Genomic DNA, 18221 nt, shown 5'->3' on the forward strand with positions numbered 1-18221 from the left:
CCGCACCGAGCCATCATCATGTCGGGCAATCAGCCAGGTCCCCATGCTGCAACGACTGCCGTTCTTGCGGGCGGCGCCGCAAGTCGGATGGGTGGCCAGGACAAGGGTTTGCTCGAACTGAAGGGTCGTCCTCTGGTCGACTGGGTCATCGAAACATTGAAGCGGGAATCGAATGGACCGATCCTGATCGTCGCCAACCGCAATGTGTCCCGCTACGCGCAATTTGCGCAGACCGTATCGGATACCGTGCCGGGTTACGCCGGCCCACTGGCTGGCATCTGCGCCGCGATGGCCGCATGCCGAACGCCATGGTTGTTTACCGTGCCGGTCGATTGCGTGATTCCTCCGCCGGGTCTCCTGCGTGAATTGCAACGGGCGGCACGACTGCACGGTGCAAGGGCGGTGGTCGCTCACGACGGACGCCGAAGGCAGCCCTTGTTTGCCTTGTACTCGACGGAGCTTGGCAATTCCTGCACCCTCGCTCTGGAACGGGCCCAGGGAGTCAGTCGCTGGCAGGATTCGCTTGGCATTGTCGAAGTCGGTCTTGCCAATTCGCAGGCGGAGTGGGTCAATCTGAACTCCGCAGAGGAGTTTTCGGCCTACGAGAAAGCGCTGGATGGCTAGCAATCCCGATATTCGCCCCATTTCTCTCGACCAGGCACAGCAGAAGATCCTTTCAGTCTGTGCCGATCGCCGCAGCCCGTCCGAGCGGGTCGGCCTCGAACGTGCGCAGGGAAGGATACTTGCCACCGATCTCGAGACGCCGCGAGACCTGCCGCCATTCGACAATTCCGCGATGGATGGGTTTGCGCTGAACAGCGCCGATCTGCCTGCAAACGGCGAGGCCCGGTTGCGGATCGCCGGAATCCGATTCGCCGGCGACGCTGAAACAGCGTCGATTGGACCGGGGGCGTGCCTGCGCATAACCACCGGTGCGCCACTGCCTGTCGGCGCCGATACCGTCATCATCAAGGAACGTGTGCGCGTCGATGGTGAAGAAGCCATCATTCCCGCCGGCGAACTGGCAGGGTCGAACGTACGCCGCGCAGGCGAGGATTTCGCCGCAGGTGACGTGGTCATGCGCAAGGGGCAGCGCATCACCTCAACCCGGATTGGCGGCCTTGCCAGCCTCGGGCAGGACACTCTGGATGTTGCATGCCAGCCGCGAGTCAGCGTAGTGACGACCGGCAGTGAGCTGGTCATGCCCGGCATGCAGTCCCGGCCCGGAACGATCTACAACAGCAATGGCTACAGCCTGGCTGCGTTGCTGCGCGCGAGCGGACTCGAGCCGAAAGCCCCGGAGAACGGCGGCCAAGGACCATCATTCCTGCACTTGCCGGACGACCGCGAGAAGATCGGGAGTGCTCTGCGCGACCTGGCTGGACGCTCCGAGGTGATCATCACCTCGGGTGGCGCATCAGCGGGAGAAGCGGACTGGCTTCCGACCCTGGTAGGCGAGCTGGGCGTCATCCATTTCTGGAAGGTGCGCATGCGTCCCGGCATGCCATTCCTGTTCGGGGAAATCGGGTCGTGCCTGATTTTCTGCCTGCCCGGCAATCCGGTCTCGACAATCGCTACATTTCTCTGCCTCGTGCAACCGGCACTTCAGGCCCTGCAGGGAGCCGAGTGCCCCATGCCCGAACTGCCGCACGCGAGACTTACCAGAGCCGTAACCAAGCGCCATGAACGGGCGGAGTTCTTGCGAGCGCGCTGCGAAGTGCGCAACGACGGTACACTCTGGGTTGATCCATTGACTCGCCAGGGCTCGGCCATGCAGCGCGGAATCATCGAGGCGAATGCACTGATCCTTGTGCCCGAAGCCGTGCACACTCTTGAAGCAGGCGCCCTGGTCCGGATCATGCGGCTGCCGGAACAGGCCTGACAAGCGATGATGCCCGACACTCCCCGAGTTGAGACTGCGGTCACTGCCGAAATCGATCCCGCCGATGCCATCCGGCGCATGCGCAAGGGGGCGATTCTTCTTGATGTGCGCGATGATGACGAGCGGGCTTCGGGCATGCCGAAACAGGCTCTCGGCATCTCGCTCCTGGCACTGGAGCAGGATATCGGTGCGTTGGTCGAATCACGTTGCGCAGAGCTTCTGACCATCTGTGCGACTGGGCGACGTTCGCTGCTGGCACGCGATCAACTGCTCGAACTGGGTTATTCCAATGTCCTCTCCGTGCGTGGCGGTTTTTCGCGCTGGTGCGAAGAGGGGCTGCCGACCGAGGCGGGCACGATGGATGCGGATTCGGCCGAGCGCTATTCGCGCCATTTGCTGCTGCCCGAAGTCGGGGTCAGTGGCCAGCTCAAGCTGGGATCTGCCCGGGTTGCGATGGTTGGTGCAGGCGGGCTTGGGTCCCCGGCTGCCTTGTATCTGGCTGCGGCAGGCGTGGGTCATCTGACCCTGATCGACGATGATCGCGTGGAGCGTTCGAATCTGCAGCGGCAGGTGATTCACGCCGATGCGCGTGTCGGCATGGCCAAGACCGCTTCGGCAGGCATCACGCTTGCTGGCCTGAATCCTGCCTTGCAGCTCGAATTGCGCGAGGAACGGCTGCGGGCAGGCAATGTCGAGGCCTTGCTCGCGGGACACGACCTGATCATCGATGGGGCCGACAACTTTCCGACGCGCTATCTGCTCGATGCGGCCTCGCGAAACCTGAACATCCCGCTTGTATACGGCGCAGTTCACCGATTTACCGGCCAGGTCAGCGTTTTCGACCCGCGTCGCGACGACTCCCCCTGTTACCGATGCCTGTTTCCCGAGCCTCCTTCTGCGGAAGAGGCTCCGAATTGCAGCGAGGCCGGTGTTCTTGGTGTGCTGCCTGGAATCATCGGTCTGCTCCAGTGCAGTGAGGCGATCAAGCTCATCATCGGCATGGGACGCCCCCTGGTGGGTCGCCTGCTCTGTTTTGACGCACTCAACGCCAGCTTCCGGGAACTGACTCTTGCGCGCGACCCGCGCTGCCCCGGTTGTTCGAGGGGCGAGGGCAGGGTGGCCTATGAAGACATCGAAGGGTTTTGCAGCACCATCTGACCCACGGAATCCGGACACGAGCCAGCCGATCCGAAGCAGCGACTGCGAGAACGTCTCAGCCCTGACAAGTCCCTTGGCAACGCGCGCTGGCCGGCCAGGCTGCCCAAGGCTCCGGCCTCCCGCCGATTGGACCATTCAGGCACGGTCTGCTATGCTTGCGGCAGAAGAAAGTATGAATTTCCTTTTTAATATCAGTATGTTACTGATGAAAGTTCCTCTACTTTCTGCCCGCTGCAGGAACGAGACATCCGCAAGGCTTGGCGAGTTCCGCTTGAGTTGGGTTGCCCTTACCGAATTGCCCTGCGCGGCTCGCGCCGCCCGGGTGCTCTAATCGACTTTCTTCCTCCGGGCATGCTCGAGTGAACCCAGGTCACCCCGTTCCAGTCGAGAGGAGTGCATGCCCGCAACGCTTGACGACATGAATACAGGTGCCGACTCCATCCATTGCGATGTGGGTCGCGGGCAGCAAATGTCGAAACAGGTGGGTAGAGCCCTGGATTGGGTCAAGGCGACGCTTCAAACGCGAAACCTGCGCATGCGGGACAGGCAGGATGCCGGTTCGCGCGTCGAGAGTTCTTGCGATTCCATTCCTCGCAATGTCTTGAATGCCCGTTGTGAACTCGTGCAGGACCTTGCCGGTAGATCGGGTGCAGGTTCAGCGAGCCGTTCAATCGGCCCGGTCGCGAATGAAACGAATACAAGGACTGCAAGCCAGCCTGGCCGCTTTCCGCTTCGGTCGACCGAACCCATGCCGTATTCCGGCACTCATCCGGCAAGCGTGCCGGTTGGAACCTACCAGGAACAAACCCATCCATGACCATTCCCTTTGCGATCGCAGGCGTGCAGATGCATGTCCCGGCCTTGGCCAGCAATCTTGCAGCCATGCTGCACCGCATGGATGTCGTCATGGCCCGTTTCCCCTGGACACAGATGATCCTGTTCAGCGAACTGGCCCAGTGCGGTCCGGTTCCGAACGCGCCGGTCAGTCTGCCGGGGCCTGAAGAAGAGACCTTGCAAGCGGCCGCGGCAAGACACGGAGTCTGGTTGATTCCCGGTTCGGTTTTCGAGCGCGGCGCAGACGGCAAGTTGTACAACACGGCATCGGTCATCGATCCGGGCGGAACCGTGGTCAAGCGCTATCGCAAGATGTTTCCGTTCCGCCCCTACGAGCACGACGTGACCGCCGGCAGCGAGTTCTGCGTATTCGACGTTCCCGACGTCGGTCGTTTCGGTCTGTCCATCTGCTATGACATGTGGCTGCCGGAGACGACGCGAACGCTGACTGCGATGGGCGCGGAAGTTCTCCTGCATCCGGTACTGACGGGAACCATCGACCGCGACGTCGAACTCGCCATCGCGCGGGCCACGGCAGCGCAATTCCAGTGTTATGTGTTCGACATCAACGGCCTGGATTCGGGAGGAATCGGTCGGTCCTGCGTAGTCGATCCCAGCGGGACGGTGCTGGCCCATGCCGGGGGTTCCAGCGAGACCCTGCCGCTCGAAGTCGATCTCGCTCGCGTGCGTCGCCAGCGTGAAGCGGGTGTCAATGGACTGGGCCAGCCGCTGAAGAGTTTCCGCGATCGCGAAATCGACTTTTCCGTCTACCAGCGTGGCTCGGGTGTGGATGCCTATCTGCATACGCTCGGGCCGCTTTCGATGACTGCCAAGGGCGGACAGGCCGGCATTGGCATGGGGGCCCCGGCAGAAGTGCTTCCGTTGCCGCCAGCGCCTGATGAGTCAACCTGAAGGAGCGCGACATTCCAGGCAGCGAAGCCCGAGCGAAACCCGGATCCGAGGAGCAAGCCTTGAACAAGAACGAATCCATTCAGAGTACAGCCGGAACATCCCGGGATGATCTCCGCAGTCATGCAACCGGCGCGAGCAGCGACATCGGTTCGGGCGATAGTGCAAAGCGACCTTCCGGAATGACTTCATCGCTGAGCGACTACTATTCGGCGTCGCAGCTGCGCAATGACCGCTGGACAGCGTTGAAGAGTCTCGCGGTTCAGCTCGCTGGCGTTAAGACCGAGACGCAACGCTCACGGCTGACCGGCAAGGTCGAGGCCCTTCTGCACTGGCTGGATCCGATAGAGGCCTACTGGGCCTTTCCGGGCCGGCGCGGACTGGATCAACTGCAGAAGATGATGACCCGGCACGATTACCAGGATCTTGCCCGCGCCGTGACGCGCATGGTCAGGGCGTTGCAGAGCGGCACCTACCGGCGCCGGCTGGGCGACTACTTTGGTGATACCGATCGGGATATCAACGAAGAGGAGGAAATCGTCGAGACGCAGGAACAGCGCACTCGATCGCGTCCGTTCTTCGAGATACTCATCGTCGATGATCTGAGCCCGGCCCAGCAGGATGCTCAATGCGTCGCGCTGCGCAGCCAGCGCCGGGATGACGACCGTTTTGTCTACGAGCCCGTGTTCGTGACCAGCTTCGAAGATGCATTGATCGGAGTCCTGTTCAACACGAATATCCAGTCGGTCGTGGTCCGTCATGATTTCGCGTTCGCATCCGAGAACCGGATGGAAATCCTCAAGCGATACCTGCGCAGGGTCGGTGACGAGGAACTGGAGTCGATTGATCCGGAAGACTACGGCCCCGAATTGTGCCGCGTGATCCGCAAGATCCGTCCGGAGCTCGATGTATTCCTCGTCACGGATCGCTCAGTCGAGGAAATCGCCGGTCGTGACCTCGGTGGATGTGCGCGGGTTTTCTACAATCAGGAAGACTTCACCGAGCTGCATCTGAATATTCTTCGAGGCGTCAATTCACGCTACAACACGCCGTTCTTCAATGCCCTGAAGGAATATTCGAAACAGCCAACCGGTGTTTTCCACGCCATGCCCATCAGTCGTGGAAAGTCGCTGATCCGTTCGAACTGGATTCGCGACATGGCCGAGTTCTACGGCATGAACATTTTCCTGGCCGAGACCTCTGCCACATCCGGGGGACTCGATTCCCTGCTTGAGCCGGTCGGGCCGATCAAGCGGGCGCAGGAGCTGGCAGCAAGGGCATTCGGAGCACGCCAGACGTTCTTCGCCACCAATGGTACCTCGACCTGCAACAAGATCGTGGTCCAGGCGATCGTGCGTCCTGGCGATATCGTCCTGGTGGATCGCGACTGCCACAAGTCGCATCACTACGGGATGGTGCTGGCGGGCGCGAATGTCGTCTATCTCGACAGCTACCCGCTCAGCGAATACTCCATGTACGGTGCGGTGCCGCTGCGCGAGATCAAGCATGCGCTGCTGAAACTCAGACAAGTCGGCAAGTTGCATCGCGTGCGCATGCTGTTGCTGACGAATTGCACCTTCGATGGCATCGTCTACAACGTGGAGCGGGTGATGGAAGAGTGCCTGGCCATCAAGCCCGATCTGGTCTTTCTCTGGGATGAAGCCTGGTTCGCGTTTGCACGCTTCTCGCCGACTTACCGCCAGCGTACCGCCATGAATACAGCACAGGTGCTGCGTGCGCGCTTTCGCGATCCGCTGTATGCGGAACAGTACGCGAGCCATCTCAACGAAATCGAGGGCCTGAGCGACGAGCAGTTGCTGGACACGCGCCTGCTGCCCGATCCCGCGACGGCACGTGTGCGTGCCTATGCTACCCAGTCCACGCACAAGACACTGACTTCGCTAAGGCAGGGCTCGATGATTCACGTGCACGATCAGGACTTCAAGGGCGAAGTGGAACAGGCATTCCATGAGGCCTATATGACGCATACGTCCACATCGCCAAACTACCAGATCATCGCCTCGCTGGATGTTGGTCGCCGTCAGGTCGAACTCGAAGGGTTCGAACTCGTGCAAAAGCAGATCGAGGCTGCCATGGCGATGCGCAAGGCAATCGATTCGCATCCGATGCTGAGAAAATATTTCAAGGTGCTCTCGGTCAAGGAACTGATCCCCTCGTCCCACCGCGAATCAGGAATCGAAGCCTACTGGGATCAGGAGAAAGGATGGAACGACACCTGGAATGCATTCGCCAACGACGAGTTTGCCCTCGATGCCTCTCGCGTGACGCTTTCAGTGGGTCATGCCGGTTTTGACGGCGACACGTTCAAGAATGAAGTGCTGATGAACAAGCACGGCATCCAGATCAACAAGACCTCGCGCAACACGGTCCTGTTCATGACCAACATCGGCACGACGCGCTCATCAGTGGCCTATCTCATCGAGGTCCTCGTGCGAGTAGCGCAGGATCTCGACTCGCAACTGGAAGATGCCAGCGGCATGGAGGTTCGTGCGTTCGAGCGCAGGGTCATGTCTCTGACACATGACTATCCGCCACTGCCCGATTTCTCGCGATTCCACGACAGGTTCCGAACCGGTCGCTCGGAAGGAACCGGCGAGGGCGACATCCGCACGGCCTACTTCATGGCCTACGACGAATCGAACTGCGACTATTTCCAGATCGAGGACGGTTCAATGGAGGCCGCGATGGATGCCGGACGTGAACTGGTCTCCACGGCATTCATCATTCCGTATCCGCCGGGCTTTCCGATTCTCGTTCCGGGCCAGGTGATCTCGAAAGAAATTCTCCACTTCATGCGCGCGCTGGACGTGAAGGAGATCCATGGCTATCGACCGGATCTTGGCCTGCGCGTGTTTACCGACAAGGCACTGAAAGACAGCGAATCCCATTCCAGAAACTCACAGGAGAACTAAAGCATGGCTGCACGCAAAAAGCTCAAGAACATTTCCGAAATCAGGCGCTTCTTCCATCGCTTCGAAGAACCGATCTACTTCGTGAGCGCCACCAATTTCAACCTGCTCGGACTCGACGAGTGGGTCAAGAATTTCAAGTACGTCAGTTATATCGACTGCTATGACGGACAACACCCGAACGTGTTCTGCCCGAGCGAGCAGCCGCACGACGAATTCCAGTCAATCGAAGACATCAACAACTATTTGCTCCAGCACAAGGAAGTCATCGATCACATCGAAGGACGTGGCGGCAAGCCCAAATTCATCTTCCTCATGTTCGACGAGAAAACCGAAGCCCTGGCCAGGGAATTGGGCGCCAAGGTCTGGTTTCCGAAGGCCAAGTTGCGCAATCGCATCGACAACAAGATCGAGACCGTTCGCATCGGCAACAAGGCCAGGGTGCCGAGCGTGCCGAACGCGCTTTCCATCATAGAAGACTACGCGCAACTGACCAGGGTGGCCGAGAAAGCCAAACTCGGCAAGGACCTGGTCCTGCAGTCGGCTTATGGCGACTCGGGTCACACGACTTTCTTCATCAAGTCCGAGGCGGATTTCCGCAAGCACCAGCACGACATTGTCGGGCATGGCGAAATCAAGGTCATGAAGCGGATCAACTGCCGTGGCGCTGCCATTGAAGCCTGCGCAACCAAGCAGGGAACCATCGTTGGACCCCTGATGACCGAGCTGGTCGGATTCGGCGAACTGACGCCGTACAGAGGCGGCTGGTGCGGCAACGAAATTTTCGCCAATGCATTCTCTACCAAGGTGCGCGACAAGGCGCGCGACTACACGTTCGCATTCGGTGAGCAATTGCGCAAGGAGGGTTATCGTGGCTATTTCGAACTCGACTTCCTGGTAGATACCAAGACCCGCGACATCTATCTCGGCGAGCTGAACCCGCGCATTACCGGTGCCAGTTCGATGACCAATCACGCGGCCTTTGCGCATGCCGATGCGCCACTGGCCCTGTTCCATCTGCTCGAGTTTTCCGACGTGCCATTCGATATCGATATTGCCGAGCTCAACGCGCGCTGGGCCGATCCCGAGAACATCGATTCCTGGTGCCAGATGGTGGTCAAGCACACGGATGACTCCATCGATCGCATTACCCAGGCGCCCGAGACCGGTATCTGGCGCATGCGCGATGACGGCAGCATCGAGTTCGATCGCTTCGACTACCATCGTCGAGCGGTCAGCAGCGATCGTGAAGCATTCTTCCTGCGCATCCTGAAGAAGGGCGATTACCGATATGAAGGAGCCGATCTCGGCATACTGGTCACCCGCGGCCGCGCGATGACGGATCGCTTCTCGTTGACCGAACGATCGCGTCGCTGGATCGACGGTATCCGCGCGCACTACTCCGCCGAGCCACTCGCGGGACCCGTGCCCGCGGAACTCCCCGACCACGCGTTCAAGTTCCTCTAGCCGCACAACAGGAAGACAGTCGCTCCATGCATCTGACCTTTCATGCCTTGTCTGACGACGGGTCGGGTGCCGTATGGCAAGCCCTGTTTGATCGACTGTGGCCTGCCTACAGGCGCTGGTACCTGCGTGACGGCCATCTGGCCCGACCAAGCTTTCTGGAGTGCCGGCGCGCGCTTGAATTGCACATGCCGGAGTTCGTGCCACGCTGGAAGCGATTGTGCGAATTGGCCGGTGGCGGCGACGTGGAAGCGCGCTTCCTCAGTCTGTGGTGTCCGCCTGCATACGACAGCGCCTGTTCGCAAGCGGTCTGGCCGGGTGATGAACCCCTGCTGGTGCGCAACTACGACTATTCCGCACATTACTTCGATGCCGTTGCGCTGCACACAAGGTGGTCCGGGCAACAAGTTCTCGGAACCAGCGATTGCCTGGTAGGTCTCGTCGACGGCATCAACGAGTCCGGTCTGGCGCTCTCGCTGACCTTTGGAGGACGCAGTGTGGTCGGACAGGGATTCGGGGTGCCGATCGTGCTTCGCTATGTACTAGAAACCTGTTCGACCGTTGCGCAGGCTTGTGCAGCCCTGGCGCGTATTCCGACCCATATGGCTTACAACGTGACCGCGCTCGACAGCAATGGTCACCGTGCCACGGCCTATCTGGCTCCTGATTTCCCTGCGCAGATCACGAGTGCTCCGGTGGCGACCAATCACCAGCCCGGACGGTTGTCTGCAGGAGACGCTTATCGCACTGCGACCGTCGAGCGCGAACGCTATCTGCTGGGTCGCCTGATGCTTCACGAAGATACGCCCGAGCGATTCATTGGTGCCTTTCTGCGGCCGCCGCTGTTTTCGCTGGCCTACGAGCAGCAGCGCGGCACCTTGTACACGGCCGCGCTCTGGCCTCGCCGGCGCGAGTTCAGCTACCGCTGGCCGCATGCAGAGTGGAATCTGAGTGTTGAGAATTTCGTGCCGGGCAGCCGCCGCATCGCGCATTGCGCAGCCGGTCGGATGGCCGTCTGAGTACGGCATGGAGACAGCAGGCATGAGTTCAAACAGGAGGTTCAGCGACAGCGAGCACACTGCGGTTTCGTCGCATCGACCGGCTCTGCGCAAGGTGCTGAGCCGCTTCGGCTTCTTTGCCCTGGCTTTCGGATCGATGATCGGTGTTGGCTGGGTGACTTCGATCGGCAGTTGGCTGGAGCAGGCCGGTCCGGGCGGCGCGGTACTTGCCTTTGTCATCGGCGGCGCGGTGATGCTCTGTATCGGCCTGTGCTATGCCGAATTGACGCCAATGATTCCCGTGGCCGGTGGAGAAGTAGCCTATGCCTACAAGGCGTTCGGTACTTTCAAGGCGTTTCTGGTCGGCTGGGCGCTGGCCTTCGGCTACGTCAGCATCTCGGGATTCGAAGCCATCTCGATCGGACGCGTGCTCAGTTTCCTTGTCCCCTCCATCGACCGATGGCCAATATACGAATTCGCGGGTTCCACGGTTTACGCCAGTCATCTGATCCTGGCCCTTGTATGCACCGGCGCAATCACCTGGATCAACTGGCTCGGTGCCCGTTCCGCAGCACGCCTGCAAGTCTGGCTGACCGTCCTTTTCGTTGCCATCACACTGGTTTTCGTCGTGGCCGGATTCGCCGAGGGCAGGGCGGAAAACCTTAAGCCGGTATTTGCTGCAGCCGACGCGGGGCTGGGTGCGCTCGCAGGCCTGCTTGCCGTCATGGTGACCATTCCGTTCTGGTTCGTCGGTTTCGACACGATCCCCCAGGCCGCCGAGGAGGCATCAGTGGCCGTCAAGCCGCGCATGCTGGCCCTGCTGATCGTCGGTTCAATCGCAGCGGCCGTCCTGTTCTACGTATTGCTGATTCTCAGCATATCGATGCTGGGGCCGTGGCAGGAACTGTCGCAGGCGGATCTGCCAGCTGCGCACGCCTTTGAAGCGGCTTTCGCTTCGCCTTGGCTGCGCGACCTCGTCCTGATTGCAGCGCTGCTTGGGCTGTTCACGAGCTGGAACGGCTTCTTCCTGGCCGGATCGCGCGTCATCTTCGCGCTGGGACGCGGTCGCATCATTGCGAAGGTTTTCGGTGAAACCCATCCGCGCCATGGAACGCCGCATCGGGCGATCCTGCTGGTCGGCGGTCTGACCCTGTTGGCACCGTTGCTGGGACGTGATGCCCTGCTTGCACTGGTCAACGCAGGCTCGTTCTCGATCGCGCTGGCATTCTTCGGGGTATCACTGTCCCTGTTGAGGCTGCGCAAGGACTATCCGCAGATTGAACGTCCCTTTCGGCTGCATGCGGCGCCCCTGGTCGCCGGCATTGCCGCAGCGGGGTCCCTGTTGATGCTGGCCGCCATGCTGATTCCTGCCAGTCCGGCCGCATTGAGCTGGCCACACGAGCACATCGTCCTGATGGTCATGGTAGGAGTGGGCGGCATGCTCTGGCTGGCGGCTGCCAGCGGCCGCAAGGGCATAGGCGAAGAGGCGCGAGACGCCCTTGTTCTTGATCAGGCGAGCTGAGTACAAGCCGGCCGCCCTTCTTACCTTGCCGATCAGCTCACCAGGCGTGAGCTGACCGAGTTCGAGTCGCAATCAGGAGGGACGTGAGGCCGCCGGACTACCGCGCCATGGGCGACGCTTCTTGTTGCCGGCAGCATGTTCGCCGGTACCGCGAGACTGCTGGGCATGCGGGCGACGCGCATGCTGCTGGCGACCGCTCTGCGGGCGCGCACCGCCCGGTCCTTCGAGACGCAGCGGCTGCGAGGGTTCGAATCCCTCCACGTCAACGATCGCGATGTCCTGTTTCAGCAACTTGCGAATGTCGCGCAGCAGGCCTTCTTCGGCACGACTGACCAGCGAGATGGCGAGGCCTTCCGCGCCGGCACGGCCCGTGCGGCCTATGCGATGCACATAGTCTTCGGCGACCATCGGCAAGTCGAAATTGATGACCATCGGCAGCTGGTCGATATCCAGACCACGGGCCGCGATATCGGTGGCAACCAGCACATTGACGCGGCCGCTCTTGAAATCGGCAAGCGCGCGGGTGCGCTGATTCTGGCTCTTGTTGCCATGAATTGCCGCCGCGCGAATGCCGGATTTCTCCAGCTGCTTGGTCAGCTTGTCGCAGCCGTGCTTGGTGCGGCCAAACACGAGGGTCTGGCTGCCGTCGAGACTGAGCAGATGCAGCAGCAGGTCGCGCTTGGCTTCGAGGTTGACCGGATGCACGCGATGGGTAACGGTCGAGGCCACGCTGTTCGGCTTGGCGATCTGGATTTCCTGCGGTTCATGCATGAACTGGTTGGCCAGAGCCTTGATCTCTGACGAGAACGTGGCCGAGAACAGCAGTGTCTGGCGAGCCTTCGGCAAGGCGCTGAGCACGCGCTTCATCGCGGGCAGAAAGCCCATGTCGAGCATGCGATCCGCTTCGTCGAGAATCAGTACTTCAATGGCTGAGAGATCGACGGTACGGCGCTGCATGTGATCGAGCAGTCGACCCGGCGTCGCCACCACGATGTCGACGCCACGACGCAGCGCGTCGATTTGCGGGCCCATGCCGACGCCGCCAAAGATCGTCGCCGACTTGACGCCGATGTGCTTGCTGTAGGTGCGGACGCTTTCCTGCACCTGGGCCGCCAGTTCGCGGGTCGGGGTGAGGATGAGGGCGCGCGGCCTGCGTGCCAGAGGCAGGCGTTTGCCTTCCGGATACAGGCGCTCGAGCAGCGGCAGGGCGAAAGCTGCCGTCTTGCCGGTGCCGGTCTGTGCGCCGGCCATCAGATCCTGGCCAGCCAGGACGACCGGAATGGCCGCCAGCTGCACGGGTGTGGGCTGCGTATAGCCCTGTTCTTCAAGCGCGCGCAGCAGTGCCGGCGACAGCCCGAGGGTGTCGAAACTCATGGGTATTACTCCTTGATGTAACCCGGAGCGTCCCTGATGAACCGCGCTGCAGGTTTGAATTTTTCGGCTGCCGGCCAACATGGCGGGCATTCCGGTTCTGGGCGTCGGGACCGCGAGCGGTGTGGTTCGAGACTGGCCAGCTTGCTGGCAGGTGCTCGATGAACCGGAAGGGAGCGGGGGGTCAACGCGACTAAACCAGTCTATGCTACAGGAAATCGCAGTATTCAGCCAGCACTTGTTGTGAGGCCGGTCCACGGGTTTCACTAGGGTGCGCGCGTTCTCCGGTGGCGCGCCCTGCAGCCAGGGGTCAATCGCGCCATGCGGATCACGTTCGAGCTCGAATCCGAGGATATCGAGTACTTCCAGAAGGCCTTCGAGCGATTTCGACGCATGGCGAACGAAGTCGACGAGGTCCACATCATCGATGCGGCCAAGCACACGCTGGACAACCTGTGCATCGCACGGATCCCCAACTATGTGCGCAAGCGCCTTGTCCATGTGCAGCGGCTGATTCTGTTGCTGGAAGATGCCGACTGGAGCCTGTCGGCGCCGGAACGCACCGAAGCTCTGGCCGCATTGGCCTACTTCGGGGACCCGGATGACCTGATTCCGGATCACATCGAGATCATCGGGCTGATCGATGACGCGATCATGCTTGAACTGCTTGCCAGACGCATGCGTCATGTCCTGCAGGCCTATGGCAAGTTCTGCGCATTCCGCGAATCGCTGGGGGATCGGTCAGGCCAGGAACACGCGCGCGTGGGACGAGCACGGGCGCTGGCCTCGCGCAGGGCCGAACTCATGGATGAACTGCAAAGTCGCCGTGAGCGCGTGGATTCACGCATCCACGAGGCTGACTGAGCGGAGAGCCCTGAAAAGGCGCTGCATCAGCCAACGCGAACTGGTAATCTCGCGCGCCATTTCACACGCACGCGCCGGAGAAGATCATGCAGGTGGCAAAGGACACGGTCGTTTCGTTGCACTACACGCTCCATGCCGACGATGGTCTCAAGATCGAGAGCTCACGCGATGGTGGCGAGCCCGTGCATATCCTGGTGGGCCACGGCGGCATCATTCCCGGACTCGAAAAGGCCTTGATAGGCCACGATGTCGGCGAACAGTTTTCGGTGGATGTGGAACCCCGGGAAGCGTACGGCGAACGCCAGCCAGGCAATGTCCAGCGTGTACCGAAGAAGTATTTCAAGGCTGCATCTCGCCTGCGCCCCGGCATGACTGCCATGCTGTCAATGAAGGATGGCGGCAATCGTTCGGTAACCGTTCTCAAGGTTGGCTCCAGCGTTATCGACGTGGATCTGAATCATCCGCTGGCCGGCAGAAAGCTGCGCTTCGACGTCGACATCGTCGACGTGAGAGAAGCAACCTCGGAAGAGATCTCGCACCGGCACGTGCATGGCCCGGGCGGCGTCGAGCATTCCTGAACCCATCGGCGAAGTCGGGATAGCGGGACGGGAAAACCCCGGCCGCCCTTGCGTCATTCCGGTACTCGTGGCGACGACGCAGAGCCGGGTCCGCTCAGCGCAAGACGCGCTTTCCGGTTCGAAATGTCTCGCGCCAGCCCGGAGCATCGAGGCTGTCCAGGCGCACCGTGCCGCCCTTGTTGGGTGCGTGGACGAAGCGGCCTTCGCCTACATAGATGCCGACATGGCTGATCTTGCGGCCTGAAGCGAACAGCACCAGATCGCCGCTTTCGAGCCGGCCCTTGGGGACATCCGGATCGTCCAGGGCGCCCATGGCGGCAGATGTTCGCGGTAACTGGATGCCAGCGGCATCGCGGAACACATAGCCGACCAGGCCGCTGCAGTCGAAGCCGCTTTCCGGCGTGTTGCCGCCGTAGCGATAGGGCGTTCCGACCAGGGCCAGGGCCCTAAACAGGACCGCATTGGCGGCCTCGGTCGTCTCGGTCGCAGATTGCCGACGGCTGGATGCCGCGCTCGACGAATCCGGGCGAGCGCTGTCCTTCCCGCAAGCGCAGAGTAGAAACGGCAGAAGAATTGCGAGGCGCAGAAAGCACATCGCCCGACCTTGTGCGAGGCCGGGCGACATGTCAATCGGGGGAAGAAAAAAAGTCGTCGCCCGCGGATTCGGTGACGGACGACGATCTTGGAAAACTAGGCTGCAGAAGCACAGAGCTTCAGTTGCGGGCGGGCCTCCACCACATCGGCCGCGGTTTCGTCGTCGCCAACCAGGGCTTCATGCAGGGTCTGCACCGCCTCTTCGAAGCGCTGCAAGCGCTCTTGCGAAGCGGCTGCGACGTTTGCCGGAACCTGACCGGCATCGAGCAGGCTGCGCAGCATGTCACGATGCTGTTCGCTGAAATCCGGATCGAGCAGGGCTTCGTCAAGCGCGCAGATGACGGCGGCGAGCCAGCCGGAGGTCGGAGCACGCAGAGCCAGCAGCAGTTCGTTGGTCGAAACGTTCATCAGGATTCCCCGCTATGGATTGGGTCACGCCACAATCGATGCATAGTCTGTGCCAATTGTGCCAATGGGTCTGAAGTGTCGGGTTCCCGGGCAGGCGGTTGCGTCCGGGCAAACGTCGAGGACTGCAACGATATGGCCCGAAATGGAGGTCAGGGCACCCTTCCACGTCAGTCGGGCATCAGGCCGGCTCTGGTGGGCCGCTCAGTCGCGTCCCCGTGCTTGTGCATTGGGTCCGGCAAAAACCCATTCCCGGTTTCGTCACTTGCTGACAATGATCGCGCGCCTGCGGCCTGCGGCCTGTGGGTCTGGCGATGCGCTTTGCGCCAGGCAGCGCTGGAACTCGAGAATCCGCCGAAATCCTGCCCTGCGGGGCTCTGTCGCCGCTCAATGCCGTTTGTGTCGATGCCGGCCGATCGGCAAGCGCTCCATTCCGCTGCCGGAGACCTTTCGCGGTTGCCGAGCCGGGCGCGCGGTCCCGTAGAATCTCCAGCCATGAATTCTCGAGACTCGGATGTACTCATTCTTGGCGCAGGCGTGATTGGCCTGAGTTGCGCCTGGTACCTGCTCGAATCGGGACGCAGCGTCACCGTGATCGACCAGGGGCGCCTGGGCCGGGGCAGCTCGCACGGCAATTGCGGAACCCTGACCCCCAGCCACGCGATGCCGCTGGCCATGCCGGGTGTGGTCGGGACGGCGCTCAAGTGGCTGCTTCGGGCCGATGCGCCGTTGCGCATCAAGCCGCGTCTCGACCCGGGCCTGATGCGCTGGCTGGCTTCCTTCGTCCGGCTCAGCAACTGGGAGCAGTTCGGCCGGACAACAGCGATCAAGGCACCGTTCTTGACGCGCTCGCTGGAGCTGATTGCCGGGTTGGTGGAGAGCGAGCAGCTCGATTGCGAATTCCGAAAATCCGGCACCCTGCATGTGTATCGCGACGAAAAATCGCTTGCAGCCGCGAGCTGGTACCTGCGGGTGCTCAGCGAGGTCGGCATCGACGTCGAGGCGCTTGATGGTGCTCAGGTCGAGGCTCTGGAACCGGCTCTCAATCCTGGTGTCGCGGGCGGATTCCTGAATCCGGGGGATGCGCAGCTGCGGCCCGATCGCTATGTCGCTGAACTTGCACGTCGCGTACGCGAGCGCGGCGGCCAGATCGAGGAAGACGTCGCCGTCGAATCGCTGCTCAGGGAGCGCGGGCGTCTGTCGGCCATCCAGACCAGCAGGGGCACCTGGCGGGCACGCGACGTCGTATTTGCGCTGGGCGCCTGGTCGCCCCTGCTTGGCCGGACCATTGGCGTGCGCCTGCCCATCCAGCCGGGCAAGGGCTATTCGATAACCTATTCGCGCCCGGACCCGTGCCCTCGTATCCCGATGACGCTCAGGGAAGCCAGTGTCTGCGTGACTGCATGGAGTTCCGGTTACCGACTGGGCAGCACGATGGAATTTGCCGGCTATGACAGTACACTCAATCCGACCCGATTGAATGCCCTGCGCCGGGCTGCAGCGCTCTATCTGCGCGACCCTGAGGGCGCGCAGACTCAGGAGGAATGGTACGGATGGAGACCGATGACGCCGGACGACCTGCCGGTTATCGGCCGCGTGCCGGGCATCGACAATCTGTGCATGGCTACCGGCCACGGCATGCTTGGGGTAAGCATGTCGGCAATGACCGGATTGCTGGTCAGCGAGATTCTTGCCGACCAGCCGACATCACTGGACTGCGCGCCCTTCAGCGTGACGCGCTTCGCCTGAAGCAATCGGGAGTGCGTCGGCTACGGCATCGAATCGCGAAATGCCAATTCGGACATGCGCGCGCAGCGCCTCAGTGATCGCGCACGATCATCAGGCGCAGCTCGGTCATGTCCTCGATGGCATAACGAATGCCTTCGCGGCCCAGACCTGAATCCTTGACCCCTCCGTAGGGCATGTTGTCGACACGGAAGCTGGGAACATCGCCCACTACCACGCCTCCGACATCGAGTCGGTCCCATGCGCGCATGGCCTGATTGATGTCATTGGTAAAGACGCCTGCCTGCAGGCCGAACTCGCTGTCGTCGACGATGCGCAATGCCTCGTCGAAATCCCTGTAGGGTTGCAGGGTGGCCACAGGTCCGAAGGCTTCCATGCAGTTGACCTTCTGCCTTGCATTGACGCCTTCGAGCACGCTGGCTTCGAGCATCGCGCCATCGCGCTTGCCGCCACACAGCAATTTCGCGCCGGACTTGACTGCTTCCTGGATCCATTCGTCCAGGCGCTGCGCTTCCTTGACATCGATCATGGGACCAATGAAGGTGTTCTCGTCCTTCGGATCGCCCGCGACAAGTTTCCCGGCTGCAGCGACGAATTTCTCGCGGAACTCATCGTAGATGTCTGCATGCACGAGTATGCGCTGGACTCCGATGCAACTCTGCCCGGATTGGTAGAAGGCGCCGAAAATCACGCGCTCGACCACCTTGTCGAGTCGGTCGCGCTGATCGGGCTCGATGATGCAGGCGGCATTGCCGCCAAGTTCCAGTACGACCTTCTTCTTGCCTGCCTTGGCCTTGAGGTCCCAGCCCACGCCGGGAGATCCGGTGAATGAAAGCAGCTTGAGGCGATCGTCGGTGGTGAACAGATCAGCGCCGTCGCGATGGGCCGGCAATACGGAAAACGCCCCCTTGGGCAGATCGGTCTCGGCCAGGATTTCGCCAATGATCAGCGCGCCGATCGGGGTGC

15 protein-coding genes are annotated in these 18221 nt (G+C 61.4%); 11 read left to right on the top strand and 4 right to left on the bottom strand.

All coding sequences use genetic code 11. The annotated features are described in order from the left end of the window. Positions 1-18: 18 nt before the first annotated feature. The 8 genes from mobA (at position 19) to R3F00_RS15405 (ending at position 11697) form a co-directional block, all read left to right on the top strand. Positions 19-624 carry a molybdenum cofactor guanylyltransferase gene (gene mobA, locus R3F00_RS15370; protein ID WP_371282680.1) on the top strand — a complete coding sequence of 202 codons (606 nt, stop codon included), beginning with the start codon at positions 19-21 and terminating at the stop codon, positions 622-624. Further along, positions 617-1882 carry a gephyrin-like molybdotransferase Glp gene (gene glp / locus R3F00_RS15375; protein ID WP_371282681.1) on the top strand — a complete coding sequence of 422 codons (1266 nt, stop codon included), beginning with the start codon at positions 617-619 and terminating at the stop codon, positions 1880-1882. Before mobA ends, glp begins: the two co-directional genes overlap by 8 nt. 9 nt (positions 1883-1891) lie before the next feature. Further along, positions 1892-3040, top strand: coding sequence for a molybdopterin-synthase adenylyltransferase MoeB (gene moeB / locus R3F00_RS15380; protein ID WP_371282682.1), 1149 nt, complete (start codon positions 1892-1894; stop codon positions 3038-3040). Between the two features lie 813 nt (positions 3041-3853). Further along, positions 3854-4786: a carbon-nitrogen hydrolase family protein gene (locus tag R3F00_RS15385; RefSeq protein WP_371282683.1), complete on the top strand. Its 933-nt coding sequence runs from the start codon at positions 3854-3856 to the stop codon at positions 4784-4786. Between the two features lie 179 nt (positions 4787-4965). Further along, positions 4966-7716 carry an aminotransferase class I/II-fold pyridoxal phosphate-dependent enzyme gene (locus R3F00_RS15390; protein ID WP_371282684.1) on the top strand — a complete coding sequence of 917 codons (2751 nt, stop codon included), beginning with the start codon at positions 4966-4968 and terminating at the stop codon, positions 7714-7716. A gap of 3 nt (positions 7717-7719) precedes the next feature. Then, complete coding sequence (locus R3F00_RS15395; RefSeq protein WP_371282685.1) at positions 7720-9180, top strand: biotin carboxylase; 1461 nt, start codon at positions 7720-7722, stop codon at positions 9178-9180. Between the two features lie 26 nt (positions 9181-9206). Next, on the top strand, positions 9207-10196 hold the full coding sequence (locus R3F00_RS15400) for a C45 family autoproteolytic acyltransferase/hydolase (RefSeq protein WP_371282686.1): 990 nt from the start codon (positions 9207-9209) through the stop codon (positions 10194-10196). A 22-nt stretch (positions 10197-10218) separates the two neighbouring features. After that, positions 10219-11697 carry an APC family permease gene (locus R3F00_RS15405; RefSeq protein ID WP_371282687.1) on the top strand — a complete coding sequence of 493 codons (1479 nt, stop codon included), beginning with the start codon at positions 10219-10221 and terminating at the stop codon, positions 11695-11697. A 72-nt stretch (positions 11698-11769) separates the two neighbouring features. Here R3F00_RS15405 and R3F00_RS15410 read toward each other — a convergent pair whose 3' ends face one another. Then, entirely contained in the window at positions 11770-13071 is a 1302-nt protein-coding gene (locus tag R3F00_RS15410) for a DEAD/DEAH box helicase (protein ID WP_371282688.1), read from the bottom strand. A 318-nt stretch (positions 13072-13389) separates the two neighbouring features. Here R3F00_RS15410 and R3F00_RS15415 point away from each other — a divergent pair, with 318 nt between their 5' ends. Together R3F00_RS15415 and R3F00_RS15420 are read left to right on the top strand one after the other, a co-directional pair. Next, positions 13390-13932, top strand: a complete 543-nt coding sequence (locus R3F00_RS15415; RefSeq protein ID WP_371282689.1) for a YkvA family protein — start codon at positions 13390-13392, stop codon at positions 13930-13932. Between the two features lie 86 nt (positions 13933-14018). Then, entirely contained in the window at positions 14019-14510 is a 492-nt protein-coding gene (locus R3F00_RS15420) for a peptidylprolyl isomerase (RefSeq protein WP_371282690.1), read from the top strand. 94 nt (positions 14511-14604) lie between these two features. Here the strand turns inward: R3F00_RS15420 and R3F00_RS15425 are convergent, their stop codons facing one another. Further along, positions 14605-15141 carry a C40 family peptidase gene (locus R3F00_RS15425; protein ID WP_371282696.1) on the bottom strand — a complete coding sequence of 179 codons (537 nt, stop codon included), beginning with the start codon at positions 15139-15141 and terminating at the stop codon, positions 14605-14607. Positions 15142-15200: 59 nt separating this feature from the next. Beyond that, positions 15201-15512, bottom strand: coding sequence for a hypothetical protein (locus R3F00_RS15430; protein ID WP_371282691.1), 312 nt, complete (start codon positions 15510-15512; stop codon positions 15201-15203). A gap of 492 nt (positions 15513-16004) precedes the next feature. On the opposite strand from R3F00_RS15430, the gene R3F00_RS15435 reads away from it, so the two are divergent. Beyond that, a complete protein-coding gene (locus tag R3F00_RS15435) occupies positions 16005-17258 on the top strand; it encodes an NAD(P)/FAD-dependent oxidoreductase (protein WP_371282692.1) in 1254 nt (417 codons plus the stop codon). Positions 17259-17328: 70 nt separating this feature from the next. Here the strand turns inward: R3F00_RS15435 and R3F00_RS15440 are convergent. Further along, positions 17329-18221 (bottom strand): aldehyde dehydrogenase family protein (locus R3F00_RS15440; protein ID WP_371282693.1); only part of this gene is annotated, 893 nt, incomplete at its 5' end.

Origin of the sequence: Dokdonella sp. (assembly GCF_041395345.1) — a bacterium.
Classification (GTDB): Bacteria; Pseudomonadota; Gammaproteobacteria; order Xanthomonadales; family Rhodanobacteraceae; genus Dokdonella.

Excerpts from the sequence above, each read along its gene's own strand:
- R3F00_RS15395 (WP_371282685.1), top strand. The coding sequence starts at position 7,720 with ATGGCTGCACGCAAAAAGCTCAAGAACATTTCCGAAATCAGGCGCTTC.
- R3F00_RS15385 (WP_371282683.1), top strand. The coding sequence starts at position 3,854 with ATGACCATTCCCTTTGCGATCGCAGGCGTGCAGATGCATGTCCCGGCC.
- R3F00_RS15435 (WP_371282692.1), top strand. The coding sequence starts at position 16,005 with ATGAATTCTCGAGACTCGGATGTACTCATTCTTGGCGCAGGCGTGATT.
- R3F00_RS15410 (WP_371282688.1), bottom strand. The coding sequence starts at position 13,071 with ATGAGTTTCGACACCCTCGGGCTGTCGCCGGCACTGCTGCGCGCGCTT.
- moeB (WP_371282682.1), top strand. The coding sequence starts at position 1,892 with ATGCCCGACACTCCCCGAGTTGAGACTGCGGTCACTGCCGAAATCGAT.
- glp (WP_371282681.1), top strand. The coding sequence starts at position 617 with ATGGCTAGCAATCCCGATATTCGCCCCATTTCTCTCGACCAGGCACAG.
- mobA (WP_371282680.1), top strand. The coding sequence starts at position 19 with ATGTCGGGCAATCAGCCAGGTCCCCATGCTGCAACGACTGCCGTTCTT.
- R3F00_RS15420 (WP_371282690.1), top strand. The coding sequence starts at position 14,019 with ATGCAGGTGGCAAAGGACACGGTCGTTTCGTTGCACTACACGCTCCAT.
- R3F00_RS15415 (WP_371282689.1), top strand. The coding sequence starts at position 13,390 with ATGCGGATCACGTTCGAGCTCGAATCCGAGGATATCGAGTACTTCCAG.
- R3F00_RS15400 (WP_371282686.1), top strand. The coding sequence starts at position 9,207 with ATGCATCTGACCTTTCATGCCTTGTCTGACGACGGGTCGGGTGCCGTA.
- R3F00_RS15405 (WP_371282687.1), top strand. The coding sequence starts at position 10,219 with ATGAGTTCAAACAGGAGGTTCAGCGACAGCGAGCACACTGCGGTTTCG.
- R3F00_RS15430 (WP_371282691.1), bottom strand. The coding sequence starts at position 15,512 with ATGAACGTTTCGACCAACGAACTGCTGCTGGCTCTGCGTGCTCCGACC.
- R3F00_RS15390 (WP_371282684.1), top strand. The coding sequence starts at position 4,966 with ATGACTTCATCGCTGAGCGACTACTATTCGGCGTCGCAGCTGCGCAAT.